Raw genomic sequence first — 26,046 nt, 5'->3', positions numbered from 1 at the left:
TGAAATTCCTCCTTATAATGAAAAGGAATTTCACAATTCGTTTGAATTATGAAATTCCAGATCATTTATTTTGCATTATCAATCTCAGCCTGTATTACTGCTGCCGCATCCTGGGCAGAGGCCCCTGTAAATAAGCTTACAATTGAATTTCTTGTTCTATCCTGCATGGAAGTCAAAGGATCAAAGTCGAATACGTCTACGCCGATTCCTTCCGACGTTCCTCCAATCTCTACATTCTGGATAAATAAGTCGGTACATTTTGACTTATCCAAATCCAGATCGGTTCTTGGAATTAAGAAAGCTGCCTCTTCTGCAAATCTCTTAGCTGCTTCTTTACCGGTCAACATTTTTAATAATTCAATCGTCAAGTCTAATTCTTTTCCTTCTAATTTACCGCTTACCATGTAAGGACTCAGGATTTGCATATCCTGATTTTTAAATTCAGGTTTTTCTACAAAATAAGGAAACTTTGCAACCTTAATACTATCTGATACAGGAGTGGCTGATTTATCTGTAAACGTACTGATGTTCCAAGGTCCGGTAATCACCATTGCAGCTTCCCCCTGCTGAAACTGAGTTAAAGCAATATTATCTGTGATACCTGCGGCGCTTGGATCAAAGGCACCTGCATCGATTAAATCTTTTTCAAACTGTAATGTCTTTACGACGCCCTCATCCGTCCACTTCATCTCTCTGTTTCCTAATAATTTTGCTGCTTCTGTTCCCATCCATTTATAGAAGATCTGGTCATGTAAATGACCTGCCATGTAAGTAGACTGTGCTCCCATAGCGATTGGGATAATTCCGTTTTCTTTTAACTTTGCAATTGCGTCTAACAACTGTTCCCAGGTCTCGGGGAATTTTTCAATTCCTGCTTTCTTAAAAAGCATTTCATTATAATAAACGCCGATCAGGCCAGATTCCATTGGAATTGCATAGGTGCCTTCATGTCCCGGTACCTGATAATAGGAAAGGGAGCCCTCCGTAAATCCACCGCTCCATTCTTTATCTGCATCAAGATATGGCTGAAGATTTAATAATAAGCCATTATCGATATAGTCGGAAAGATTTGCAACCCCCTGGATTCGGAAGATGTTAGCCATGGTACCGGAAGCAATATCAGTCGTCAGGATATTATTAAATGCCGATTCATCACCCTGGGAGTCGTCAATGATGGTCACTTCTGGATGTTTACTTTTAAATTCATTGATGATATCGTTATAAATACCTACCTGAGTTGAGGTTCCTGCCATTCTTGTTAAGAGTCTGATAGTTACCTTTTCATCACCAGACTCCTTGCTTACGCTGTCTGTTTTAGACCCGCAGGCTGTCAGCATAGAAAGACTCAGTACGCCTGCTAATGTTAAAGCAATTACTTTTTTTATTTTCATAAATTTGTTTCCTCCTTTTTTTATTTCATATTTTCATCCCTCTTCACGATCCCATTATAGAAAAATATCACTATACAATGAATGGTCATTTTATAGTTTTTATGTATATTTTACATATCACTTTGTAAAATCCACCCTTCAATAGTTCAAATACACAAATTCAATATGGACACAGCCAATAAAATGTACTAATATTACTGTTATATTTAAGTCTTCCATGAAATCAAAACACGCTTTGCATACAGAAGGGGAACCATATGAAGGCTCAAAAAATAACTTCTATTAATTCGAGATTTTTCCGGTCTATGTTTCAGACGCTGCTGTTATTCATTATAATATTATTGATCAGTACTTCTGTCGTATTTTATAAACATACGCTGGCATTAGAGACTAATTCTGCTGTCCGGCAGCTGGATTATATTTCCAATCAGTTGGATTATTATCTCGCATCTGTTAATAATTATTCCAAAACCATTATAACGGATAAGAGTGTACAGGCCATTGTATCTAAATTCAATAACAATAACAAGGAGTTTAATGCCATTGACCAGATGAATCTGAAAACCGAGATCAATCATATTATCCAGTCCACTCCCTTTATTCATTCTGTCAGTATCTACTCGCCGGAACATGCGCTGATTGCTACCACAGAAATATATCCCTATCCGTTAAATCTTCGGGATACTTCTGCTTCAGACCGAAAAATCTGGATACCAGAGATAAAATACTCCAATAAGGAGCGTGACACGGAAATACATGTCCTGTCTCTCATGCTGCCGTTTTACAGCAGCTCCACAGGTACCATGCTTGGGTATGTGGAAATCGCCATTCCTGAAAGTACTATTTCAGATATCTATAAGGATAATGCAAGCAGCTTCAGCATGCTTTTTATTGTAGACTCAGATGGCAATGTACAAAGCTCAGACGGCTCCATTCCATTAATGAGGCGCTATGAGAATGTAAAGAAGCTAAACTACATCAACAGGAGCAATTACAAACTGACTAAGAACACGATTATTTTTTCTGAACATTTTCCTGAGCTGAACTGGTATCTGGTCAACGAAATCAATCTTCTCTACTTTTTACAGCCAACCTTTACCACCTTGGGAATATCCATTATTATGGCCCTGCTCTGTATTATTGCCTGTCTTAATGTCTCCCGTAAAGTATCCCGTACAATTACCTCTCCGATCTACCAGCTGATCTCTCATACCCAGAGGGTAAAGGAGGGAGAATGGATTCCAGTCAATGAATCCTATCATGATAGTGATATCGGACTTCTGTTCGAGGAATTCAACAGCATGATAATTGCCCAGAAAAAGTTAAAGAACGATTTACTGAATTCAGAAAAAATGAAGAATAAAATTTCCCTGGATCTGCTTCAGCAGCAGGTTAACCCACATTTTTTATATAATACACTGGACAATATCTGTTCTCTTGCAGAAATAGATGAAAAGGAGACTCTCATTGACCTGGTCATGAATCTTTCTGCGTTTTACCGTCATGGTCTAAGCAACGGCCATACCCACATTACGGTTAAGGAGGAACTGGCCATAACCGAAGCATATTTAAGAATCATGAAAGTAAGATACTATAACCGGTTTGACTTTCGTATCACATGTGATTCCAGAATATCAGGCTATCCCTGCCTCAAGCTCTTATTACAGCCCATCGTGGAAAACAGTATCTATCACGGAATCAAAGAGCTGAATGGAAAAGGACAATTAGATATTCTGGTAACGGAAACTCCTGATTCCATTTTATTCACCATCCGGGATAACGGAATTGGAATCCGGGAAGAAAATTATGAAAGCATATGGACTACAGGTAATACTCATTTTGGTATTAAAAATATTCACCAGAGAATCCAACTCTATTACGGCAGCGAATATGGGCTTACCATTGCCAATCACCCTCAGGGCGGCTGTATCTCTACCATAACCATTAGGAAAAAGGAGGTGTCCACTGATGCCACTTAATGTTATAATAGCTGATGACGAGTATTTTATCAGGCAACGAATTATCAAAATCATTCCGCGGGAAGAACTGGCCATTCATTTTATAGGGGAGGCCGAAAACGGGCTAGAGGTTCTTGAGTTATTAAATCAGCATCCCATTGACCTTATCCTGCTGGATATTAAAATGCCCCGTATGAATGGAATTGAAGTGGCGGAATCTGTATACCGCAATTACCCTTCCACCAAAATTATTCTATTGTCTGGTTATAATGACTTTGAATATGCACGTTCCGCGATGCGGTTCGGAGTCATGGATTATCTGTTAAAGCCTGTAGACGCTTCTACCTTAACCACTGTTTTAAAGGATACCAAAGAAAAAATAGAGTTGTTAAAAAAACAACAGAAACAAATTCAAAAGTATTATCACTTTGAAAAATGCACGTTTCTTTCCAATGTATTAAATGGTTGTCAAAGCATTGAACAGTTAACTGCCAGATATCCTGAGGTATCAGCTTATGATTACACCCTTTATTTAGGTGCTTTTATCTATGAAGAAAATGAAGATTTTATATCAGAACTGGCAGCAAAGATCCGCAGTCATGAACTAGACTGTGAATATTTTAAGGAACTGGATTATGCCTATACCATACAGTTTTTCCTTCACAAGAAAGAGGAACGGCAGCAGTTAAAAGAAGTTTTGGAAAATGATATGCCAAAATGCAGCTCCTACACATTTTTAGCTCTGGGAGACTGTATCCCATTGAAAGAATCCTGGCTGCCTGATTATAAAAAAAATCTTTACGCCCTTAACCACCGGTATTTTAATCCTGAATCAAAGCTTATCCTGACAGAAGAACTTACCTGGGAAAATAGATCCGCTGATTTATCAAAGGTAAGGCAAACGATTCTATATTATTTAAACAGCAAGGATCCAAAAGGGCTGGAAGCTTATATCAAAGACCTGTTTCAGCCGTTGGAAGAAACGCACGATGTGAAATACCTATATTTAATCGTTACGGAATTTTTTACCACTTATCATATCCATTATGGCGGCCAGGTAGAATTCAGCCACAATCCGGCTGAATCTGCCTCCCAGATCATTGATGAAGAATATCGGCTGAGTCAGGTTAAAAGCACCATTCTTGCATATGGGCGGTTATGCATGACTGAAAGTGAAACCATCCCTTCCGACCTCTCCTTAAGCAAAAAAATCATTGCATATATTGATAAACATTATTCCGATCCAGAATTAACCGTAACCTGGCTCGCGAACTTATTTCAATTAAATCCTTCCTATATGGGCAGTGTCTTTAAAAAAGTAAATAATGAATCCCTGCTTCAGTATATCACCATGATACGTATGGAAGCTTCTAAGAGATTATTGGAATCCAATCAATATAAGATATCCGACATTGCGGAGCTGGTGGGATATACAGATGCTTTTTATTACAGCAAACGTTTTAAAAAAATGTTTGGATATTCTCCGAAGGATCATTTGCATCGTAAAAAATAAAATAATAATCAGAACAAAATCCTGGACTAAGCGAAACCTTAAACTTTTGGTTTTTTGCTTAGTCCAATTATCTTTCTGCATCCCAGAACAGATCTCTCGCAGCCGTGCATACACCGTAAATTAGACACGCAAGTTCAGCAAATGTTCAGCGCAAGTTCAGCAAATAATCAGCTTCCAAACATTGGTAATTCAAATAAGCGATTTATGATATAGACAGAAAAAAAGAAAGGAGGGAAAAATCCATACCTGTTGCCACGTCAAACGTATAAGAAAGAAAGGGTGTTAATGATGAAAAAAATCTCAGTTGTCGCTTCTACAGTAATGGCCGTAGGCTTATTAGCAGCATCGGGAGTTACCGCATTTGCTGCAAACACAAATACAACGGGCACATTGAAAACAAACGTTTCTGCTGTTACAACCAGCTTAGAGAAAACCAAATTATCATCTGAAGAAATGGAATCACATATGAAGGAAAAATTAGCACAATTCCTTGCTGACGGCAAAATCACACAAGAGCAGTATGATCAGGCTATCAGTGATATTGCCGAGGGTAAAATGCCTGAAGTGTTCGGCAAAGGCCGAGGCCGAGGCGGTGAAACGGACAGCACTGAATGGACAGAAGAGCAAAAAGCGGAAATGCAAACAAAGATGAAGGAACGATTCGAACAACTCCTTGCTGACGGCAAAATCACGCAGGACCAGTATGACCAGGCCATGAGTGATATTGCCGAGGGCAAAGCACCTGAAATGCCCGGAAGAGACAAAGATGAGTCCGGCGAAAAGAGCAGGCCTGAATTGACTGAGGAACAGAAGTCTGAGATGCTATCAAAGATGAAGGAAAAAATAGCACAGCTACTTGCTGATGGCAAAATCACACAAGAGCAGTATGACCAGGCTTTGAATGATATTACCGAGGGCAAGATTCCCGAGGTTTCCGGTATGGGCCGAGGTGGATTTCATGGCAATAAAACAGAAAGCACTACGGATATTTAGTCAGATTCAAAATCAAACAGGGCACAATAAAATTGTGCTCTGTTTTTTCATGTACACCAAATGATTTCTTATAGTATGTGATCGCTATGGTTAGAAACAAAAAGTTCAGATAAAGTTCAGACAGGCGACAAGTGAAATTCAGACTAACACTATAACATATTACTCATCAGTAGTAAGGAGGTGAGAACATGAATGAAAAAGGAAGACACGAACATAAATTGAACATCAATTATTCTGACTATATGCAGTTATCATCTAAGCTAAGGCATATTGCTGATTTTGACGAAAATGCCTCTGATGATGGCTCCTACATAATCAGGAGCCTGTATTTCGACAATTACGCTGATAAAGCAGTCATCGAAAAACTGTCCGGAGCCAGCAGGCGGGAAAAATTCAGAATCCGGTTTTATAACAATGATCCTTCATTTATCAGGCTTGAAAAAAAGAGCAAAGCAAACAGATTATGTTATAAAAAAAACGCACCAATAACCTTAGCGCAATGTGAAGGTATTCTGGATGGAAATTTAGGATTATTGAAAGAAAGCGGTCAGGCATTGATGATGGAACTATACACAAAAATGCACTATCAGAACTTGCGGCCTCGAACAATTGTGGACTACAAAAGAGAAACCTATGTCTATCCTGCTGGTAATGTCCGTATTACATTTGACAGTAACATCCGGACTTCAAACAATGTAGGCGGCTTATTTAATCCGGAACTTGTTACAATTCCGGCAGCAAACGCCATAGTGCTTGAAATAAAATATGATGGTTTTATTCCTGAAATCATTCGTCAGCTGGTTCGGGTAGACAGCAGGAACGAGACTGAATTTTCCAAATACGTAGTATCAAGACTTATATAAATAAAAAGGAGTGTTAATTATGTTAGATCAACTATTGAATTTCACCTTCCTCAATAAGGCTGCTTCATTTTCCATACCGGATATTTTAGCTGCCTTAGGTATTTCATTTGTGATTGGCTTGTTTATTTTTATGGTATATAAAAAGACCTACATAGGTGTCATGTACTCCTCATCTTTCGGTATTACCCTAATCGCCATGGACTTGATCACAACCCTTGTTATTTTGGCAGTGTCTTCAAACCTGATTACATCGCTGGGTATGGTGGGCGCACTATCCATTGTCCGTTTCCGTACCGTTGTAAAGGAACCGCTTGACCTCGTATATCTGTTCTGGTCCATTACTACAGGTATTATTGTCGGCGCAGGCTTAATTCCTCTTGCAGTGATAGGTTCCATTGCTATAGGCTGCGTCCTGTTTGTATTTGTCAACAGGAAAACTGCAGATACGCCTTATGTAGTTGTAATAAACTGCGATGATGAGAATGCAGAAACCCAATCAACATCAATGCTTAAAAATCATACGAAAAAGCATCTTGTCAAATCCAAGAACGTGTCGAAAAACGGAATCGAGCTTACTGTTGAGGTTCGCCTCAAAGATTCCTCAGTGAAATTCATTAATGATCTGCTTACGATAAACGGTGTTTCAAATGCAGTCCTAGTTAGCTATAATGGCGATTATTATATGTAATGAAAAAAATACAGATGGGAAGTGAAGGCAATGATAACCAGCAAACATATAGCAAAAATCACGGCACTGCTTGTTTGCCTGTCGCTGTTCGCCTGTGTCATGATCGTTTATGCCGCTGGAGTGAATCAAAATAAAAAGGTGATGGATTATGAATCAAAGCTGTTTGGAGATGAGATCCTTACAATAGATATACGTGTCGATGAAAATGATTGGCAGGAAATGCTCGACAACGCCATAGATAAAGAATATATTTCAGCGGATTTAGTCATAAACGGTGAATCATTTCATACAGTCGGTATTCGCACCAAGGGCAATTCAAGTTTATCACAGGTAGTCAGCATGGACGACAGTGACCGTTATAGTATTAATTTCAAATTTAGTTATTATGTAAAAGGGCAGACATGTTATGGGCTGGACACTTTCTGCATTAATAACCTGATGGGTGATAACACCTATATGAAAGACTATCTATCATACGACATTATGAAATATATAGGTGTAGAAACACCGCTTATGAATTATGCCAGCGTAACAGTTAATGGAGAAGATTTCGGCTTCTACCTGGCGCTGGAACGGTATGAAAAATCTTTTCTTGACAGGGTTTACGATACGTCCGGCGGACAGCTCTACAGTGTCAAAACCACAATGGGGCAAGGAGAAGACTTCACGGATCATAAAACCGGTCAGGATGACGCAGATATGGGAGCTAATGGGCAGCCAGGTGCTGGCGGGCAACGCCCGCAAGGTAATCAGGAGACGCTGGAAAGCGATGATACCGGAAGCCAATTGGAACAGCTGGATAACCAAAACGGCGGTATGGGCGGTTTTCCAATGGGTGGTATGGGCGGACGAGGTGGCGGAGACCTTGTTTACGTTGATGATAATATAAGCAGCTATAGTTCAATATTTAACAATGCCCAATCTCAAAAAAACTCCGATAAAGATAAACAGCGTGTTATTACCGCAATAAAAAACTTAAATGAAGGAACAAATCTGGAGCAGTATTTTGATGTGGACGAAATTCTCCGCTATCTGGCCGCGCATACGGTGGTTGTAAATCTAGATAGCTATACATCTGGTATGGCGCAAAATTATTACATTTATGAGCGCGATGGAAAAATCACTGTTTTGCCTTGGGATTACGGTCTTGCTTTTGGCGGATTCCAGAGTGACAGCGCCAGTGACGTTGTAAACTTCCCGATCGACACACCAGTCAGCGGTGTAAGTATGGAAGACCGCCCCCTCATTAATAAATTGCTTGAAGTCCCGGAATATAAGGACAAATACCATGAATACCTGCGACAGATCGTGGATGGTTATTTAGTAAGCGGTGTTTTTGCGGAAACTGTAATGGATTTAGACGCAAAGATCAATAACTATGTGAAAAACGATGTTTCCGCCTTTGTCACATACGAAGAATATGAAGCATCTCTTCCGGTCTTTATTGAACTGGGAACCCTTCGTGCTCAGAGTATTGACGGGCAGCTTAACGGAACCATCCCTTCTACGACAGATGGACAAAATTCAGATAAGGATGCGCTAATTGATGCTTCCGGTATTAATCTGTCCGCACTGGGCAGTATGATGGGCGGAGGCGGCCGAGGGGAAGGTGGCCGGAGTGAAGGCGGCCAGGGCGAAGGCGGCCGGGGTGAGGGCGGCTTCGGTGGTATGGGAGATATGCCGGACCGGGAGCTTATGGAGAAGGCCATGCCAATCTTGCAGGAAAACAGCGGTGTGCTTAGTGATGAAATCAAAGAGCAGCTTTTGGAAATGGGTTTGACAGAAGAACAAATTTCGCAAGTGACGGAAATGCCCGGCAGGAACGCGGCTAACCAACAGAGTAAGGCTGTCTCCGCAAACGCAATGGATCCAACCTATGCGGTTAGTGTATTTGTATCACTTATCCTTCTATCCGGAGCAATCCTATTCTTAATGAGAGCCAAAAAAACTTATTAAATAATACAAACGGCTGAAGGTGATCCTTCAGCCCCTTGTACTGGATACTCATTTGCTTTCATGCTATAATTACAGTTAATAAGGTGGTGAAACTATGGCAAAAATATTGGTTTGTGACGATGAAAGCGGACTTAGAACCGTGCTTAAAAGATATGCGGTCTTTGAAGGACATGAGGTTGTTGAAGCAGCTGACGGCATGGAAGCGGTTGAGGCCTGCCGCAAAGAATCCTTTGACATCATTATAATGGATATTATGATGCCGGAGCTGGATGGTTTTTCAGCGGTAAAAGAAATCAGAAAAACATTAGATACTCCCGTTATTATGCTATCAGCAAGGGGGGAGGAATATGACAAGATTTTAGGGTTTGAGGTTGGCATTGACGACTATGTAGTTAAGCCTTTTTCTTCTAAGGAGATCATGATGCGTGTAAATGCGATCCTGCGCAGAACGCAGAAAAATGCGGCTGCAAGTGATAATGACAATGGACATGTCATATTCCGGAAAGAGGGGTTTGAAGCAGACTTGACCGCCTATAAGGTTTCAATTGACGGCATTCTTGCAAATCTTGCTCCAAAAGAATATGATCTGCTATTCTTCTTGATTCGAAATAAAAACATCGCTGTTCCACGCGAAAAAATTCTCACAGAAGTATGGGGATTTGATTATTACGGCGATGACCGGACGCTGGATACACACATGAAATTACTGAGAAAATCCTTAGGCCCTTATGCAAAGTTTATTACTACTTTACGGGGATTAGGTTATCGGTTCGAGGGCTAGCATATGAAAAAATCACAGCGGTTAATGTGGAAAATCTTTATCTTTTTGCTTGGGTTCTGCGCGTTGCTTCTTGTTGTTCTGTGGCTGTTTGAAACAGTATTTCTGAGTAAAATGTATGAAGATATTCGTAGAAAAGAAATAAACAACGCGATTGCTCTGATCGAGAAAAACATTGACAATCCCAATCTCAATCAAATTATCATGCAGCTTTCCGACGATTCGGAAATACTTGTTACTCCGGCTCATGATTTCGTACCGCCAAACAGGCCAAATCCCGAAAACAGGCCTGCCCCTGAAAACAGACCTCAAATGCGGCAGGCAATAACCGAAATAAGAGATTTTGTTACGTCTGATGGCAGAACAGTCTCCCTTGTTTTTTATGCGATGATATCTCCTGTCAATGCAACGATCTCCACGATAAAAGTTCAGTTGTATTATGTCACTGGCATCATGTTCGTCTTATCCATTGTTCTGGCATTTGCTATTGCAAAAACTGTTTCGAAGCCAATCGAAAAACTGAATAAGAGCGCTAAAATACTGGCAACCGGAAACTATGATATTCATTTTTCAGGCAAGGGCTACAGAGAAATCCATGAATTATCGGACACATTGAATCATTCTGCTTCCGAGCTCTCAAAGGTGGAACGGTTAAGGCGCGAACTTATGGCTAATATCTCCCATGACTTGAGAACTCCTCTCGCTCTAATATATAGCCATGCTGAAATGATGCATGATTTCCCTGATGAAATTACTTCGGAGCAAACGCAGACGATCATGGATGAAACCCAGCGGCTTTCCTCTTTAGTAAATGATATTCTTGATGTCTCCCGATTGGAAACCGGTACAATGGAGCTAAACACGGCAGCATATAACATTACGGAGAGCATTGATAAAACTGTTGGCAGAATAGCCGACTTGGTTAAAAAAGAAAATTACAGCCTTGTTTTCGAACATGACGAGGAGGTCTTCGTAAATGCGGATGAAGTGAAAATAACACAGGCAATCTATAATTTACTGACGAACGCAATTCATTACAGTACAAACGACTTAACTATTATCATTCGGCAAAAGGTCATAGACAAAGTGGTCAGAATTGAAGTGGAAGATCATGGTGAGGGCATTGGCAAGGATAATCTGCCTTACATCTGGGACAGATATTATAAAATTGATAAAAGGCATAAACGTGCGATCACAGGAACCGGCCTTGGACTGTCCATTGTTAAAAAAATTGTTGAGCTGCATCATGGTGACTACGGAGTGGATTCGCAAGTAGGTAAAGGCAGTGTTTTCTGGTTTCAGATACCGGGAATTAATAAGGTCCAGCCGAAAGGAGAACAATCAAATTAGCACAGCCAAAACGCCTGACGAACTCAAGGTTTCGTCAGGCGTTATATCGTTGTGAATCTACACCCCTTAAAGGTATGGCAGTTACGCTTCCAGCTTTTTCTTTAATAATAAATTTTTCCCGGATATCCCCGGCTCTGTCATTTGTACCGGATCTAATATATGGTCCAGTTCTTCTTCCCCTATAAGCTTCTCCTGCAGAATCAGAGTTCTTACGGGTTTGCCGCTTAACATGGCTTTCTTAGCAATATCTGCCGCCTTTTGGTACCCAACATGAGGGCAAATCGCTGTGATGATCCCAACACTGTTATCTACCAGGAAACGGCATCTTGCTTCGTTCGCCGTAATGCCGGATACACAGTTATCTACAAATGTTTGTACAGCATAGGAAAGAGTGTCAATGGACTGGAACATGCAATAAAAAATGATAGGTTCAAATGCATTTAATTCCAATTGTCCGGCCTCTACGGCCATGGTGATGGTTACATCATTCCCAATGATATTAAAGGCAACCTGGTTTACAACTTCAGGAATCACCGGATTTACTTTTCCCGGCATAATGGAGGAGCCATTCTGCTTCGCAGGAAGGTCGATTTCATGAAAGCCTGTTCTTGGTCCGGAAGACATCAGTCGAAGATCATTGGCTATTTTAGACAATGTCACGGCGCAGGCCTTGACAGCACCTGATACGGCAACAAAAGAGTCGAGATTTTGTGTCGCATCTATCAGATCTGCCGCCTGCATTAATTCCGTATTTGACACCTTCGCTAAATTAGGCACAATACGTTTCAAATAATTTACATCAGCATTGATTCCTGTCCCTATGGCTGTTCCACCCATATTCAGCGTACACATTTCTTCCATGGCTTTGTCCATGCGGCGGAGGTCACGCATAATTGCTGTCGAATAAGCCTTAAATTCCTGACCTAACCGAATGGGGACTGCATCCTGCATCTGGGTTCGCCCCATCTTCAGAACATGATCAAATTCGTCAGCTTTTTCACAAAATGCCTGATGTAGCCGGAGAAGTTCTATTTTCAGTTTTTTAAGGAGTCTTAAAGAAGTCATTTTCCCGGCACTAGGAATGACATCATTTGTGGACTGTCCACAGTTTACATGATCATTCGGATTTACAATGGAATAATCGCCTTTTTGTCCGCCAAGAAGCTCAATCGCACGGTTTGCTATCACTTCGTTGGCATTCATATTCAGAGAAGTTCCTGCTCCGCCCTGAATCGGATCAACGATGAAGTCTTTGCGGAATTGTCCAGCCAGAATTTCATCACATGCCTGAATAATCGCTTCTGCAGTTTTTCTGTCCAGAAGACCTATTTCAAGGTTCGTTATAGCTGCTGCTTTCTTTATGTAAGCAAGACTGTTAATGATTTCAGGGTGGATGTTGAGACCGGTGATATGAAAGTTTTCTGCCGCGCGCATTGATTGTACGCCGTAATACACATTCCCCGGCACATCTTTCATTCCTATGGAATCCTTCTCGACTCTGTAATCTATGTTATTTACGCTATCCAATGACTAATCCTCCGTAATCGGTAAAATACCGTTTTGTATTGTATTTATTATAAAATCAATTTATAATATAATCAAATACGTATATTTCTATAATTAGTATAACTCTAAAGTTATATCTCGAAGCAGAGGAGGTTTACAGTGTTTAAGGGGATGGATTATGTATATATGGTATACAAAGAACAAAGTTTTTCCAAAGCTGCAAAAAAACTTTTTATTTCGCAGCCTTCGCTGAGTGCTACAATAAAAAGAATCGAGCTTAAAATTGGATATCCGATTTTTGATAGAAGTACAAAGCCTTTGACTCTAACCGAATGCGGAAAAAAATATATTAAATCCGTGGAGGAAATGCTCTTTATTGAAAGTGAATTTTACAATTTTGTAAATGACTGGGGAGATTTAAAAATTGGAGAGCTGATATTAGGAGGAAGCAGTCTTTTTTCTTCATGGGTACTGCCCCCTTTAATGGGCGAGTTTACAAAACGTTTTCCAATGGTTAAGGTAGAGTTGATTGAAGAGAGCACATCAGAGTTGGCATCGTATCTTCAGAATGGCAGAATTGATTTGATGATTGATAATTGTTCTCTGGACAAAGGAATATTTGATAACAGTATTTACAAGGAAGAACATTTGCTTCTGGCTGTACCGAAAACCTTTGAAATTAACCGAAAAGCAGAGCAGTACCAGGTTCCGGTGCAGCTGATTCTTGACGGCTCTTTTTTGGAAGAAAGGATTAAGCCAGTACCGCTGAAACTATTTGAAAAGGAACCATTTATCATGCTGAAACCAGAGAACGACACAAGGAAGCGCGCGATGGAAATTCTGCAGGAGCGTGAAATTACTCCAGATATAGTATTTGAACTTGACCAACAGCTTACTTCTTACAATATAACTTGTTCGGGAATGGGAATATCCTTTATCAGTGACACTCTCATCGCACAGGTTCTCTCCCATCCGAATGTTGTTTATTATAAGATCGAAAGTAATTTTTGCCGTCGGAACCTATATTTCTATTGGAAGACGGGGAGACGTTTCACTCGGGCAATGGAGGAGTTTTTGAAGATTGCGGGGAGTAGTCAAAAAATGAATGAAAGGGCTTCCTGTTAATTTAGTTTTTTCTTATTTTAGACAACAAAAAACCTTGTACTCCATAACAGTGTACAAGGTTTTTCTTATCATGCCGGCGACCGGAATCGAACCGGTACGGGAGGTAAGTCCCGCAGGATTTTAAGTCCTGTGCGTCTGCCTGTTCCGCCACGCCGGCATTCTCATATACCGTTTTTGTTCTTTACAACGGTACGGACTGGGTGGAGAAGGATTCGAACCTTCGAAGTCGTCGACAACAGATTTACAGTCTGCCCCCTTTGGCCGCTCGGGAACCCACCCATGCTCTTTTATTAAGCAAGCGAGTGTTATTTTATCACAGGGACATTAAAAAATCAAGGTTTTTTTAGAAAAATAAAATTTCTATTCCCGCTCAGCTACCAGCAAAACAGAGCTTGTTCCCGGCATGGAGACAAGCACCTGACCGTCTTTCACCTCATAAGGAATTTTACCTACATTATACCCGTTTTCATAGGTTAGCATGTACCGGGACATGATTTCCCCGTCCTCCATACCCAACTGCCATACAGGGATCCCGATCTGCCGTTCTTCCGGAAGATTGTTGACCGCTACGGCGCAAATGCTGTCCTTTAAGAAACGCCCATAAGAAATAAGGTGTCTCCCGGCCAGAAGCTGTTTTAAGGACCCAAGGCGCAATGCCGGTATGCTGTGATGAAGTCCGGTCATATACCGGTGAAACTCGATCAGTTCTAAATCCTCCCGGCCCCAGGGATAGGTTCTCCGGTTATCCGGATCCGTCCACCCGCAGACACCGGCCTCGTCTCCGTAATAAATTGTGGGAGCGCCGGGCCAGGTCATCTGGATCATAACCGCTTCCCTGAAAATTCCATTGTTGATGCCCTGAGAGGCTGCTTCCGGGCCCAGAGTGGAAGTCCGTCCCACCCGGCCGTTGGTTCTGGTCATAAAACGGGAATGATCATGATTTGACAGCTCATTCATGGCTACCTGTATGGAACCTGTCATCATGCGGCTCATATGGTAATTCATAGACTTAAAGAAACTTTCTCCATCTCCGAACAGACTGGGGTTTCTTTCGTCGCTGTGCTTTTCCATGCCTGTCAAAAACCAGGTTACGGGCTCCATGAAAGCATCATAGTTCATGACCGTATCCCACTGGTCCCCCTGGAGCCAGCTGGACGGGTCCCCGTAATGCTCAGCAAGCACAATAGCCTCCGGATTGGCCTCCTTTACCGCCTTGCGGAAATCTCTCCAGAACTTATGGTTGTATTCGCTGCTGTGTCCTAAATCTGCCGCAACATCAAGCCGCCATCCATCTACATTGTAGGGTGGCGATACCCACTTTCTGGCGATCTGCAGGATATACTCATACAAAGTCCTGGAGTCCTCATAATTCAGCTTTGGAAGGGTTGCATGCCCCCACCAGCCGTCGTAGGAACCATTATAAGGCCAGGCTTCTTCGTCGTAAAATTTAAAAAATGTCCGGTATGGGCTGTCCTTTGACACATAGGCTCCCGGCTCGTACGTTCCGGACATCTCATAGAGCCGTTCTCCATCCAGCCATTTATTAAAAGAACCGCAATGATTAAATACCCCATCCAGGATGACCCTCATCCCTCGTTTGTGCACCTCTTTAACAAACCGGGCGAAAAATTCATTGCTGGCTTCTAAATTCTCTTTATCTGTGGTACGGATCATGTATTTTTCAGCGAGCCGGTTATCCACTGCATCGGCCGCTACCGGCTGCCCTCCATCCTTAACGATCAGGCCGTAATGGGGATCAATGTAATCATAATCCTGGCTGTCATACTTATGATTGGATGGTGATACAAAAATGGGATTAAAATAGATTACATCAACACCAAGACTCTTTAAATAATCCAGCTTATTCCATACTCCCTGTAAATCGCCGCCGTAAAAATACCTCACATCCATCTGGTTGGGATATTTCCCCCAGTCCTGTACCTTGGATACCGGATGGCCAATATATACGTACTCTCCGTCTGCCACATCATTGGTCACATCACCGTTGCAGAACCGGTCTACGTAAATCTGATACATGACGGCTCCTTTGGCCCAGTCAGGAGTGGAAAAACCGGGTACAATGCGGAAGCAAAACCCTTCCGGATTATCCCCGGAAACACCCAGCCGGTTATAGCAGCAGACTTCTCTGCCCTTATACACTTTAAAGCTGTAGCTGATTTTCTCTTCTCCTGCCGTCAATCTATGTTTATAATAATCGAACTGGCCGTCAGACTCTGCCCTATCCATGACCGTCTCTCCGCTTAACCCCTCCTGGATATAACAAACCTGGTCCACATTGTCCTTTGCCGTCCGGAAAATCAGAATCACATCATCTCCCACACGGGGCTCTGCCGGGAATCGGAAACTTTCTGTCTCATCAGTAAATAATGCATCTCTATTTAACGCCTCAGCCTGGAAGCACATATGATTTTCATTTCCTTTCTCGTCATCTATACATTCTATTTTATCCGATTGAATCAAAATATACAACCCTGCCTTTTTAAGTAAAAAACATAAAAAACGGCCAGCGGGGCAGCTGACCGTTTTTCGGAGAAGGTATTTCGTTTCTTATGGGGTGTAGCAAAAACTATATAATGTATTGGGGGGGTTTACGATTATTACTATATCACGACTGAGAAAATAAGTGTGCACAAACATCATTTTTTTACCTTTGATTTTTTATGCATTTTTCCTTTCATCCAGCACTGAACACAAAAAAGCACAGATTCCGGGGCGGAAACTTAGATATTTTCCCGGACTCTGCGCTTTTATCTCGTGAAAGCCTGCAGAAGGTACTTAACCCTCCGCTACTGCAGAAAACAAATTTTCAAATTCTTTCTGGCCAATCTTTTCTTTTTCCATGAGCAGCTTACAGCAGGCGTGGAGTACCTCTTCATGTTTTAAGATAATATCCTTTGCCTTTTCATAGCACTCATCAATAATCCGTTTTACTTCATTATCAATGGTATTGGCCACCTGGCCGCCGTAGCTCTTTGCATGGGCCAGATCACGGCCGATAAAGACTTCATCGCCCTCATTGCCATAATTGATCATACCCACTTTATCAGACATTCCGTACTGGGTCACCATGGCCCGGGCTGTAGCGGTTGCCTGCTTGATATCCTGGGAAGCTCCGGTGGTGATATCGCCGAAAATAAGCTCCTCTGCGATCCTTCCGCCTAAATCCACCATGATATCCTGGAGCATCTTGCCCCTGGTGTTGAACATATGATCATTTTCCGGTAATGGCATGGTATATCCGGCAGCACCGACTCCCGTAGGAATGATGGAAATGGTATGCACCGGTCCCTCATCAGGAAGCAGATGGAATAAAATCGCATGGCCTGCTTCGTGGTAAGCCGTAATCCTCTTTTCCTTTTCGGTTATTACCTTGCTCTTTTTCTCGGCTCCGATTCCAACCTTTACAAAAGCTCTGTCAACGTCAGCCTGGTTGATAAATTTCTTGCTGTGTTTGGCCGCATAGATAGCGGCTTCATTCATGAGGTTTTCCAGATCCGCACCAGTAAATCCCGCAGTCGTCTGGGCGATCCTCTTTAGATCCACATCTTCTCCCAAAGGTTTTTCCTTGGAATGAACCTTTAAGATTTCTTCTCTTCCTTTTACGTCAGGCCTTCCGACCCCTACCTTCCGGTCAAAGCGTCCGGGACGCAGAATTGCCGGGTCCAGGATATCCACACGGTTTGTAGCCGCCATAACGATGATCCCTTCATTAATCCCGAAGCCATCCATCTCCACCAGAAGCTGGTTTAAGGTCTGTTCTCTTTCGTCATGTCCGCCGCCCATACCGGTACCTCTGCGGCGGGCTACTGCATCGATCTCATCGATAAATATGATACAGGGGGCATGCTTTTTCCCTTCTTCAAACAGGTCTCTCACGCGGGAAGCGCCGACACCTACAAACATTTCCACAAAATCGGAACCGGAAATGGAGAAAAACGGTACCCCGGCTTCTCCTGCCACTGCCTTGGCAAGGAGGGTTTTTCCTGTTCCGGGTGGTCCTACAAGGAGGATTCCCTTTGGGATCCGGGCCCCTACACTGGTATACTTCTGAGGATTCTTTAAGAAATCAACGACTTCTTCCAGCTCCTCCTTTTCTTCTTCAAGTCCTGCTACCTTGCTGAAGTTCACCTTGTTGGCGTCCTTTGCAAGATGAGCCCGGCTTCTTCCAAAATTCATCATTTTGGCATTAGCGCTTCCTGCCCCTGCCCTGGCATTCATCAACATGAACAGAAAAACCAAAACTACCGCCGTTAAGATTAACGGAAGCGTAATCGTCAGGAATAAATTTTCCTTTTGTACCGCATCCACTGTATAGGTAATTCCATTGCGATCCAGACGATCCTGGATCTCAATGACATTGGACACATTGGCCTGTTTTGTTGAGTTGTCAGTCATGGTCATCTCGATCCTTCCCGTTGGGGGCGGGTCGTTCTGCCTGATGGTTGCCGAGACTATGGTTCCATTATCAATTGCCTGCATCAGCTCCTGGTTGGTAATAATTCCGCTCTTTTGGGGCAGCCTACTGGCAAAGAAAAGCATGATGACCAGAAGGAGCAGAAAGCCCAAGCCTCTGAATGGTTGCTGTTGTTTCAACATGCTGCCTCCTTATTGCTGTTCTATAACTCCAATATATGGTAAATTCCTGTATATCTGATCGTAGTCAAGGCCATATCCAACGATAAATTGATCCGGTACGGTAAAACAGGTATATTTCACCTTGACCTGATCCTTCACCCGGCGCTCCGGTTTATCAAGAAGGGTACACAGCTCAATGCTGTTTGGATTCCTCTGCTTTAATACCTCAATCAGATAGGCCAGGGTATTGCCGGAATCAATGATATCTTCCACGATCAATACATCCTTTCCTTCAATGGGATCATCAAGGTCTTTGGTGATCTTAACGATTCCGCTGGACACCGTTCCGGCGCCGTAACTGGATACGGACATGAAATCCATGGTAAGAGGCAGATTGATCCGCTTTGCAAGCTCACAGGTAAAGAAAACACCACCCTTTAAAATACAAATCAAATGAAGTGGTTTTCCATCATAATCTCTTCTGATCTCTTCTGCTATTTCTTTTACCCTTGCCGCTACTTCTTCCTCTGATAACAATATACGTATCTTATCATCCATTGTTTTTTCCTCCGTCTAACTGCATTTGTATTACTGTACGGGTATCATCTGTTATCTTATAATATTCACTGATCCGGTATCCGATGACCCAGAGGACATGGGAACCATCCGCTACAAGCGGTATTTTTTCCCGTTCCTCTCTCGGTATCTTCTCATGAATCATAAATTCCTTGACGGTTTTTCTGCCGCCCCCGGCCAGTGTCATGTAATCCCCGGTTTTTCGATACCTAACAGACAGCGCACACTTGATTTTATCATAATCAAACCATTTCGTATACCCGTTTTTGGGAATTTCCTGACCTTTTTTGTAGGGAAAGATCTTAAATTCCAGTTCTGGAAGAAAAACAGTCTTTTCCTTATCCACCAATCCTTCTTGCTTTTTCCTTTTTATCCACAATTCATCAAAAATACGCACAGCAATAAGCCCGCAGGGCAGATCCACCTGCCTGCCGGAAGAACCAAAAAGAAGCGCTGCTGCGCTTTCCACGTGAGTCATCGTAATATCCTTCATGGATTCATTGACAGACCGGATCATGATCCGGATCACATAGTTCTTTATAATGTCATCTTCCGCCAAAAGAGCCTTTGTATCAACTCCCCGCGCCGTTATTGTTCCGGCCTCATCCGTTTCCCCGACTCCCCAGGCTTTTAATATGCCTTCTGCCTGCTTTTCCAGATACGCATCTGCCTGTGCAGCCATCTCTCCTGCGTGAAGGATGTTTTCCCCTGCACGACTGTTGACTTCTTCCCTGATCTCCGGCAAAATCTGGCTTCTAATGCGATTCCTCACATAATCCGTCTGGGCATTGGTAGAGTCCTCACAATAAGATATCCCTTTTTCCGCCAGATATGCAAGAATTTCCTCCCTTCCAACTGACAGCAGCGGGCGGACAATTTTGTCCCGTACCGGGCGCATTCCTCCAAGCCCTTTTAACCCGCTCCCCCGGAATAGGTTATAAAGAATGGTCTCCGCCTGATCATCCCTGTGATGGGCCACCGCTATTTTTGTCCCTGAAAAGTCAAGGCACTCCTTCTCAAAGATCTGGTAACGCAAATGCCTTCCTGCCTCTTCTACTGACATACCATGTTCCCTGGCATAAAGGGCTGCATCCACCCGGACACAGGCAAACGGCACTCCCATCGATTCTGAAAGCTTACCAGCGTAATCGCTGTCTCTGTCTGCCTCTTTCCCCCTTAAGCCGTGATGGACATGAACCGCCTTTAATTCCAGCCCCAGCACTTCCTTAAGCTCGTTTAAGACTACAAGAAGACAGACCGAATCGGCTCCTCCGGAAAGCGCCACAATGACGCGGTCCCCCGGAGAAAACAGCCGGTTCCGTCTGATATAATCTAATATCGTTCTGTACATTCAGCCACCTTCCTTAGTTGATTTTCTCCCCTCTATATTATAAATATACCCACAAAACATGTCTGTTGCAATTATTATTTTCTTTTCCATATTCCAGCAGTGAGAACTGTCATATCATCCGCCGCCTTATCGCTGAAGGATCTTGCAAACAGGAGAATCCGATCAGCCATATCCTGAGGATTTTTTACCGGCATTCCTGCAATGAATTCCTGCAGCATCAGTTCCTTTTCGTCTGCCGGAAGAGCGTCTAACACGCCGTCGCTCACCATTATGATCCGGTTATCATCCCATAGCTTTTTAGACAGGAGGACCGGCTCCACAGGATTTAGGATTCCCATGGGCACTTCACCTGCTTCCAAAAGCTCTACTCCCTTTTCACTGAGAATATAGGTTGCTGCCGCTCCCAGCTTCATGGCCTCCATGATCCCGGTTTTTAAATCAATACAGCATAAATCCAGGGTGGCCGGATGCTGGGAGATCCCGGTGAGAAGCAGGACCGTATTGACCATTTTAAGGGCTGCCCTGGTGGAAAATCCGGCCTCTAGAAGCCTTTGAGTCAGCTCAATGACCTGCCTGCTCTCCTCTTCGGCCACTCTGCCGCTTCCCATGCCGTCTGACAGGCTCATGATAACCTGTCCAGGCTGGACTTGTCCAAAGGTATAATTGTCTCCGGATACCTCTTCTCCGCTTTTGACTGCTTTGGCCACACCATAAATGACCCGGTACTCTCCCTTTTCAACAAACCGTATGGTATCGGCCTGCTTGGTCACTAAGTTCCTGCCGTCAGGGGCAACCGTCCATTCCCCTTCCTCTATGGCATTTTCCAGGATCTCCGCAGCCTCCTTTACCGTCACACACCGGCCGTTCAAGGTCCGCATAGTCAGAAATGCTTCCCTCTGATGATTCTCGTATTCTAAAATGAGCATCTTCTCAATGATAATATGGTTGCGGCGGAAAGCCCGCTTAATTTCTTCCTCCCAATCCGGAGTTATGTCAACAGAATGTTCTACCTGATGAGAAAACTCCTCCAAAATCACAGCCAGTTCTTTAAATTGGACGATAACCGCGTCGCGGCTTTCTAAAAAACGGTTCTTCCATGCCAGATTCATGGTGGCTTTGCCAAGCCCCCGGTTCAGCTGGACCATGTAGTCATCCTTCCTTTTACAGGTTTCCAGAAAAAAACGGGGCATATCCCCGTAGTCCACACTCCCTTTTTGTTCAAATGCACGAACCAGATATTGCAGATAATATTGATTGTCCTGTTCTTTCCCGGAATACACAATGCATTTGTTGCAGCCTGCGCATACCATAGCCGCCGCCGTTTCAAGGGCTGCAATGCCGTCTTCCTTTGTAAGTCCCTGTTCTGCTGACAAGTCATCTGTACAAGCTTTGGCAAGCTCTCCCAAGGAGCTGGCCATGTCGTTTAATCTTTTTGCCGTATATACATTCACATCAGCCATATCATGATGTGCCGCCTTACGTCTGAACACAAAAATCCCTCCTGCCTGTATCATGCTTTAAACCATATTATGAAAACAAGTTTTCATAATCGGATGGACGGTGCAAAAGCAGCACCTTTTATGAGAAACTAAAATACAGTTTCTCATAATCCACATTATATACAGGCAGAAGGAAAATATTTGTCAAAACGGCTGACTCATGATCTAAAATCGTACGACAGCTTTCCCCTTTATTGTCCAAGCTCTTGGGACATAGGGGGGCTACTGCCTGCGCGACGGCTTCAGTAATATCTCGTCAGGATTTACAAGTCCCAGCTTCTGCTTTGCGACTTCTTCAATATATTGTTTGGTTTGGACATAAACCCGGTATTCCTCTAATTTTTGAGACCGTTCCTCTTCCTTGTCCACCTGGGCCTGAAGATTTTCCAGACGGAGCTCATATTCCCGCTCCTTCTCTTTTAACGTGACTCCCTTAATGGTAACAATCACAGCAAGGCTGAATACGACAAAGGTAATGCCGATAATCGTCATTCGATTGCCCCACCTATCTTTTCTCTTTCGTCTTGATTTTCCCATTTTGTCCATACAATCACCAATCACCTTTAATGCCGGTTCTTTCTTCGGTTACAACCATTCACCTTTATTTTAAGATATATTCGGAAATGTTTCAAGAGTTTTATGAAATGTCTGCTTATTATTTTATCATATAAAAACATTCCTATAAATACTCCAGCAACGGCGTACCCTCTTAATCCTCCGTCATTCTGTTCATACAGCAGAGAAAACGTGACTAAGGCCGCATAAACCCAGTATATCATGTCCTCTATTCCTATAAACACATAGGAATGAGGAATAAAAATACGGAAAATGCGTAACAGGTCATATGTTATCATAAGCCCTGCGCCTGTTAAAAAGCTGTAGAGCAGAAGTTTTACTTCGTATACGATATGAACGCTCATATGACTCCTTCTGGGCATAATTTTCTTAGCAAAGCGCCGGCTGAGCTTAGAAAATCAGCCGTTCGATGAACCACCAGGGAATCGAACTTCCTTTTTTATTTAAACAGCCTGGAAATCATGGATTCCCCTGACCTGCGCAGAGCTTCATTGGAGGAATAGGTAAGACTTTCAATATTGCCGTTTAAATCCACTTCCCCTTTTTCCAGAGTCAGGCGGCTGACGTGAAGCCCCTTTCCCTTTAAAGTCAAAAGTCCCATGTCCGTATCAAGAACTACCTGGTTTTCATCAAAGGACACCACTTCCCGTATTCCTGTCATCGTACCGGAACCCCGGTTTTCTATTGTGAGCCTGTGAGGACGGATATTCACCTTTTCTTCCATACAAAAACCTCCTAATATACCTGTCTAAAGTATATTAGGAGGCACGCTCCAATATTACTGAAATTTATCGTACGTATCGAAACTGTGAACTAGAGATAGCGATAAAGTTCTTTCGCTTCTTCCTTTTTAACCGTTTCCGCTACATCAAGAACCTCAACCTTTACAGAGCTAGTCCCAAAATGGATCTCTATGATGTCGCCTTCCTTAATGTTTAAAGAAGCTTTCGCAGGCTTTCCACCTACAAGCACACGTCCTGCATCACAGGCTTCGTTCGCTACGGTTCTTCTCTTGATCAGACGAGAAACCTTGAGAAACTTATCCAGTCTCATGGATTAAGCGTTCACCATATCCTTTAAAGCCTTTCCAGCTTTAAATTTTGGTGTCTTGGAAGCAGGGATGTTCATAACTTCGCCGCTCTTTGGATTTCTTCCCTCTCTTGCCGCTCTTTCAGATACCTCAAATGTACCAAAACCAACTAACTGGATCTTCTCGCCTTTAACCAGTTCTTCAGATATTACATCTGTTAAAGCTTTAACTGCCTTCTCTGCATCCTTTTTGGACAGCTCTGCTTTTTCTGCGACTGCTGCGATTAACTCTGCTTTGTTCATTGATATCTTCCTCCTAGAATGTAGCACCAGGCTACGATTTTTCGCATAACACGATTACTATATCATTTATAGCTGTTTCTCCCGTTTTTGTCAAGGTTTTTCGCACTTTTGTAAGGCTTTCTCCTGCTTTTTTATTGCCTCCCAAAGCGCTTGTCCCTCCAGCTGCAAACCAGCATTTTCTCCGCCAAAAACATGGGGGTGTCTGCGTATCATTTTTTTACAGATTCCGTTTACCACATCATCAGTGGAAAAATCTCCCCGCTCCTTTGCAATCTGGCTGTAAAGCATTACCAGAAAAAGGATATCACCCAGTTCTTCGCAAAGGTTTTCCATATCCTCATGATCAATGGCATTAAGAACCTCCCTGCTTTCCTCTTCAAGGCATTTTTTCAGACTTTCATAGGTCTGCTCCCTGTCCCAGGAACAGCCTTTTTCGGATCGCAGTTTATTTGTAATATTTACTAAATCTTCAAAAGTATACATGATCGGCCTCCTTTTGCCGTTATTATATCATGACAAGGCTGTCTATGGGATCAGGCTTTTTTTAATTCTGAAGATTTTCTGACAATTGTTTCTCCCCCCTGTTAAAAAAGTGCCTGTTCTTATATAATAAGAGAGATTATTTAAGGAAGTTCGATTTGCCTTTGGCTCATCTAACGGCCAATCTTCATGAAATAAACTATACAAAGGAAAACGGAGGTAACCATGAAGAATTTCAGCATATGGAAAAAAATAGCAGCTTGTATTCTATTTTTAAACATTGTATTTACCGCATTTACCACGGAGCTCTTAACACCCAGTGTTTCAGCCGGAGAGCTGACGATGCGGGGCATGGGATTTGGACCGGCTCTTAATATCGGACCAGGAAGTAAAATTTTTAACGGCGGCAGCTTATCCCTGCTATCCGATTACGACAACCGGCAAATGCTTTCCATGATATTACAGGACAAAAACGGAACTCTTGTGGTCATTGACGGCGGTTGGGATATAGATGCGGCCCATTTAACGGAAGTGCTCCGTTCTAAGGGTGGGCATGTATCCGGATGGTTTATTACCCATCCTCATTCAGACCATATAGGGGCACTTGTCCAGATTCTGAATAATCCAGACAGCCAGATCACCATTGATAATGTCTATTATTCCCTGGCGGACTTATCCTGGTATGAAAAAGTAGAACCTTCCAGGAACAGTATGGTAAACAGTCTGATATCCGCCCTTGCAACACTCCCCGCCGAAAAGCTGCACACCGTGCAGAAGGATCAGGAAATCCAGCTGGGCCAGATAAAAGCAAAGGTTTTAAACAATCCCTATCTTCTGGATGTCACCTCCGTAAATAACAGCTCCGTTGCTTATAAATTTTTCCTAAATGACGTAAGCATCCTGGTGCTGGGTGATATGGGACCCGAAGCTGGTGAACTCCTGGCTGCAGAACGAAGCGCAGAAGATTTAAAAAGCGATATCGTTCAGATGTCCCACCACGGCCAGTACGGTGTTAATCAGGATGTATATTCCATCATTAAACCTCAAATCGCCCTCTGGCCCTGTCCGCTCTGGCTGTGGAATAACGACAACGGCGGCGGAATCGGCAGCGGGGACTGGAAAACACTTGAAACCAGGAAATGGATGGAAGAGCTGGGAGTAAAGGTAAATTATTGCATTAAAGACGGAGACCAGATCATCTATTAACCAGTTTTCGCCTAAAAAAGAAACGGCAGATGCCGTTTCTTTTTTTGTCATTATCTCTTTACTGTCTATGCTGTCCGGACGGAGAGGTATGCTTAAAGGGCATATCTCTCATGGACTATGGCATAAGCGTCCGGTTAATTTCCCCCGGGACCATCCCGCCTTGGCCGTTCTGATTCCGGTAATGGTTCAACGTAGGATCCATCTTTGTATGGTTCCGTATCAATTTCCGGGATATCGCCATCGTTATAATCATCTTCCTCTGGTACAAAAACCTTCATTTCTATTCACCTCCTGATTCATGTATGTTGG

The 26,046-nt window shown here is 42.8% G+C and carries 24 protein-coding genes and 2 tRNA genes; 10 read left to right on the top strand and 16 right to left on the bottom strand.

Going from position 1 to position 26,046, the window contains the following annotated elements; genetic code table 11:
- Positions 1 to 65 precede the first annotated feature (65 nt).
- Entirely contained in the window at positions 66 to 1,391 is a 1,326-nt protein-coding gene (locus BMW45_RS08065) for an ABC transporter substrate-binding protein (protein WP_092242045.1), read from the bottom strand.
- 257 nt (positions 1,392 to 1,648) lie between these two features.
- Between BMW45_RS08065 and BMW45_RS08060 the strand changes: the two genes are divergently transcribed.
- The 8 genes from BMW45_RS08060 to BMW45_RS08025 all read left to right on the top strand — a co-directional run bounded on the left by BMW45_RS08060 (position 1,649) and on the right by BMW45_RS08025 (position 11,490).
- Entirely contained in the window at positions 1,649 to 3,370 is a 1,722-nt protein-coding gene (locus BMW45_RS08060) for a sensor histidine kinase (RefSeq protein WP_092242043.1), read from the top strand.
- Positions 3,360 to 4,862, top strand: a complete 1,503-nt coding sequence (locus BMW45_RS08055; RefSeq protein ID WP_092242041.1) for a response regulator transcription factor — start codon at positions 3,360 to 3,362, stop codon at positions 4,860 to 4,862. The genes BMW45_RS08060 and BMW45_RS08055 overlap by 11 nt, the downstream gene beginning before the upstream one ends.
- Before the next feature lie 285 nt (positions 4,863 to 5,147).
- Entirely contained in the window at positions 5,148 to 5,855 is a 708-nt protein-coding gene (locus tag BMW45_RS08050) for an SHOCT domain-containing protein (protein WP_143057017.1), read from the top strand.
- A gap of 188 nt (positions 5,856 to 6,043) precedes the next feature.
- Positions 6,044 to 6,718: a polyphosphate polymerase domain-containing protein gene (locus BMW45_RS08045; RefSeq protein ID WP_025230348.1), complete on the top strand. Its 675-nt coding sequence runs from the start codon at positions 6,044 to 6,046 to the stop codon at positions 6,716 to 6,718.
- A 19-nt stretch (positions 6,719 to 6,737) separates the two neighbouring features.
- Positions 6,738 to 7,406 carry a DUF4956 domain-containing protein gene (locus BMW45_RS08040; protein ID WP_025230349.1) on the top strand — a complete coding sequence of 223 codons (669 nt, stop codon included), beginning with the start codon at positions 6,738 to 6,740 and terminating at the stop codon, positions 7,404 to 7,406.
- Between the two features lie 30 nt (positions 7,407 to 7,436).
- Positions 7,437 to 9,362: a CotH kinase family protein gene (locus BMW45_RS08035; RefSeq protein ID WP_092242035.1), complete on the top strand. Its 1,926-nt coding sequence runs from the start codon at positions 7,437 to 7,439 to the stop codon at positions 9,360 to 9,362.
- Between the two features lie 94 nt (positions 9,363 to 9,456).
- A complete protein-coding gene (locus BMW45_RS08030) occupies positions 9,457 to 10,143 on the top strand; it encodes a response regulator transcription factor (RefSeq protein WP_092242032.1) in 687 nt (228 codons plus the stop codon).
- Positions 10,144 to 10,146: 3 nt separating this feature from the next.
- On the top strand, positions 10,147 to 11,490 hold the full coding sequence (locus BMW45_RS08025; protein WP_092242029.1) for a sensor histidine kinase: 1,344 nt from the start codon (positions 10,147 to 10,149) through the stop codon (positions 11,488 to 11,490).
- 81 nt (positions 11,491 to 11,571) lie between these two features.
- Here BMW45_RS08025 and BMW45_RS08020 read toward each other — a convergent pair whose 3' ends face one another.
- A complete protein-coding gene (locus BMW45_RS08020) occupies positions 11,572 to 13,017 on the bottom strand; it encodes an aspartate ammonia-lyase (RefSeq protein ID WP_278320779.1) in 1,446 nt (481 codons plus the stop codon).
- 138 nt (positions 13,018 to 13,155) lie between these two features.
- Between BMW45_RS08020 and BMW45_RS08015 the strand changes: the two genes are divergently transcribed.
- Entirely contained in the window at positions 13,156 to 14,121 is a 966-nt protein-coding gene (locus tag BMW45_RS08015; protein ID WP_092242026.1) for a LysR family transcriptional regulator, read from the top strand.
- A 71-nt stretch (positions 14,122 to 14,192) separates the two neighbouring features.
- Here the strand turns inward: BMW45_RS08015 and BMW45_RS08010 are convergent.
- From BMW45_RS08010 to BMW45_RS07950, 13 genes are all read right to left on the bottom strand, one after another.
- Positions 14,193 to 14,278: transfer RNA gene (locus tag BMW45_RS08010), tRNA-Leu, on the bottom strand.
- Between the two features lie 40 nt (positions 14,279 to 14,318).
- Positions 14,319 to 14,400, bottom strand: a tRNA-Tyr gene (locus BMW45_RS08005).
- 81 nt (positions 14,401 to 14,481) lie between these two features.
- On the bottom strand, positions 14,482 to 16,545 hold the full coding sequence (locus BMW45_RS08000) for a glycoside hydrolase family 13 protein (RefSeq protein WP_092242023.1): 2,064 nt from the start codon (positions 16,543 to 16,545) through the stop codon (positions 14,482 to 14,484).
- 372 nt (positions 16,546 to 16,917) lie between these two features.
- A complete protein-coding gene (ftsH, locus tag BMW45_RS07995) occupies positions 16,918 to 18,735 on the bottom strand; it encodes an ATP-dependent zinc metalloprotease FtsH (protein ID WP_025230356.1) in 1,818 nt (605 codons plus the stop codon).
- Between the two features lie 12 nt (positions 18,736 to 18,747).
- Complete coding sequence (gene hpt, locus BMW45_RS07990; protein ID WP_025230357.1) at positions 18,748 to 19,275, bottom strand: hypoxanthine phosphoribosyltransferase; 528 nt, start codon at positions 19,273 to 19,275, stop codon at positions 18,748 to 18,750.
- The gene (gene tilS / locus BMW45_RS07985; RefSeq protein ID WP_092242020.1) at positions 19,268 to 20,644 is read right to left on the bottom strand and encodes a tRNA lysidine(34) synthetase TilS; all 1,377 of its coding nucleotides are present in this window, start codon (positions 20,642 to 20,644) and stop codon (positions 19,268 to 19,270) included. The genes hpt and tilS overlap by 8 nt, the downstream gene beginning before the upstream one ends.
- A gap of 74 nt (positions 20,645 to 20,718) precedes the next feature.
- A complete protein-coding gene (locus tag BMW45_RS07980) occupies positions 20,719 to 22,134 on the bottom strand; it encodes a SpoIIE family protein phosphatase (protein WP_330390706.1) in 1,416 nt (471 codons plus the stop codon).
- Between the two features lie 231 nt (positions 22,135 to 22,365).
- Entirely contained in the window at positions 22,366 to 22,689 is a 324-nt protein-coding gene (locus BMW45_RS07975) for a septum formation initiator family protein (protein WP_025230360.1), read from the bottom strand.
- 17 nt (positions 22,690 to 22,706) lie between these two features.
- Positions 22,707 to 23,063, bottom strand: coding sequence for a spore cortex biosynthesis protein YabQ (gene yabQ, locus BMW45_RS28930; protein WP_025230361.1), 357 nt, complete (start codon positions 23,061 to 23,063; stop codon positions 22,707 to 22,709).
- Between the two features lie 95 nt (positions 23,064 to 23,158).
- On the bottom strand, positions 23,159 to 23,443 hold the full coding sequence (gene yabP, locus BMW45_RS07965) for a sporulation protein YabP (protein WP_025230362.1): 285 nt from the start codon (positions 23,441 to 23,443) through the stop codon (positions 23,159 to 23,161).
- 89 nt (positions 23,444 to 23,532) lie between these two features.
- Positions 23,533 to 23,772, bottom strand: a complete 240-nt coding sequence (locus BMW45_RS07960) for an RNA-binding S4 domain-containing protein (protein ID WP_025230363.1) — start codon at positions 23,770 to 23,772, stop codon at positions 23,533 to 23,535.
- A 3-nt stretch (positions 23,773 to 23,775) separates the two neighbouring features.
- Entirely contained in the window at positions 23,776 to 24,078 is a 303-nt protein-coding gene (locus BMW45_RS07955) for an HU family DNA-binding protein (RefSeq protein WP_268875600.1), read from the bottom strand.
- Positions 24,079 to 24,141: 63 nt separating this feature from the next.
- The gene (locus BMW45_RS07950) at positions 24,142 to 24,534 is read right to left on the bottom strand and encodes a MazG nucleotide pyrophosphohydrolase domain-containing protein (RefSeq protein WP_025230364.1); all 393 of its coding nucleotides are present in this window, start codon (positions 24,532 to 24,534) and stop codon (positions 24,142 to 24,144) included.
- Positions 24,535 to 24,756: 222 nt separating this feature from the next.
- Between BMW45_RS07950 and BMW45_RS07945 the strand changes: the two genes are divergently transcribed.
- Positions 24,757 to 25,737, top strand: a complete 981-nt coding sequence (locus BMW45_RS07945) for a ComEC/Rec2 family competence protein (RefSeq protein ID WP_092242014.1) — start codon at positions 24,757 to 24,759, stop codon at positions 25,735 to 25,737.
- Positions 25,738 to 25,871: 134 nt separating this feature from the next.
- Here the strand turns inward: BMW45_RS07945 and BMW45_RS07940 are convergent, their stop codons facing one another.
- Positions 25,872 to 26,015 carry a hypothetical protein gene (locus BMW45_RS07940; RefSeq protein WP_025230366.1) on the bottom strand — a complete coding sequence of 48 codons (144 nt, stop codon included), beginning with the start codon at positions 26,013 to 26,015 and terminating at the stop codon, positions 25,872 to 25,874.
- Between the last annotated feature and the right edge of the window lie 31 nt (positions 26,016 to 26,046).

Origin of the sequence: Lacrimispora sphenoides, from assembly GCF_900105215.1 — a bacterium.
Lineage (GTDB): Bacteria > Bacillota > Clostridia > Lachnospirales > Lachnospiraceae > Lacrimispora > Lacrimispora sphenoides_A.
The sequence above is the reverse complement of the archived record's forward strand: the minus strand, read 5'-3'. Positions and strand labels throughout refer to the sequence as shown.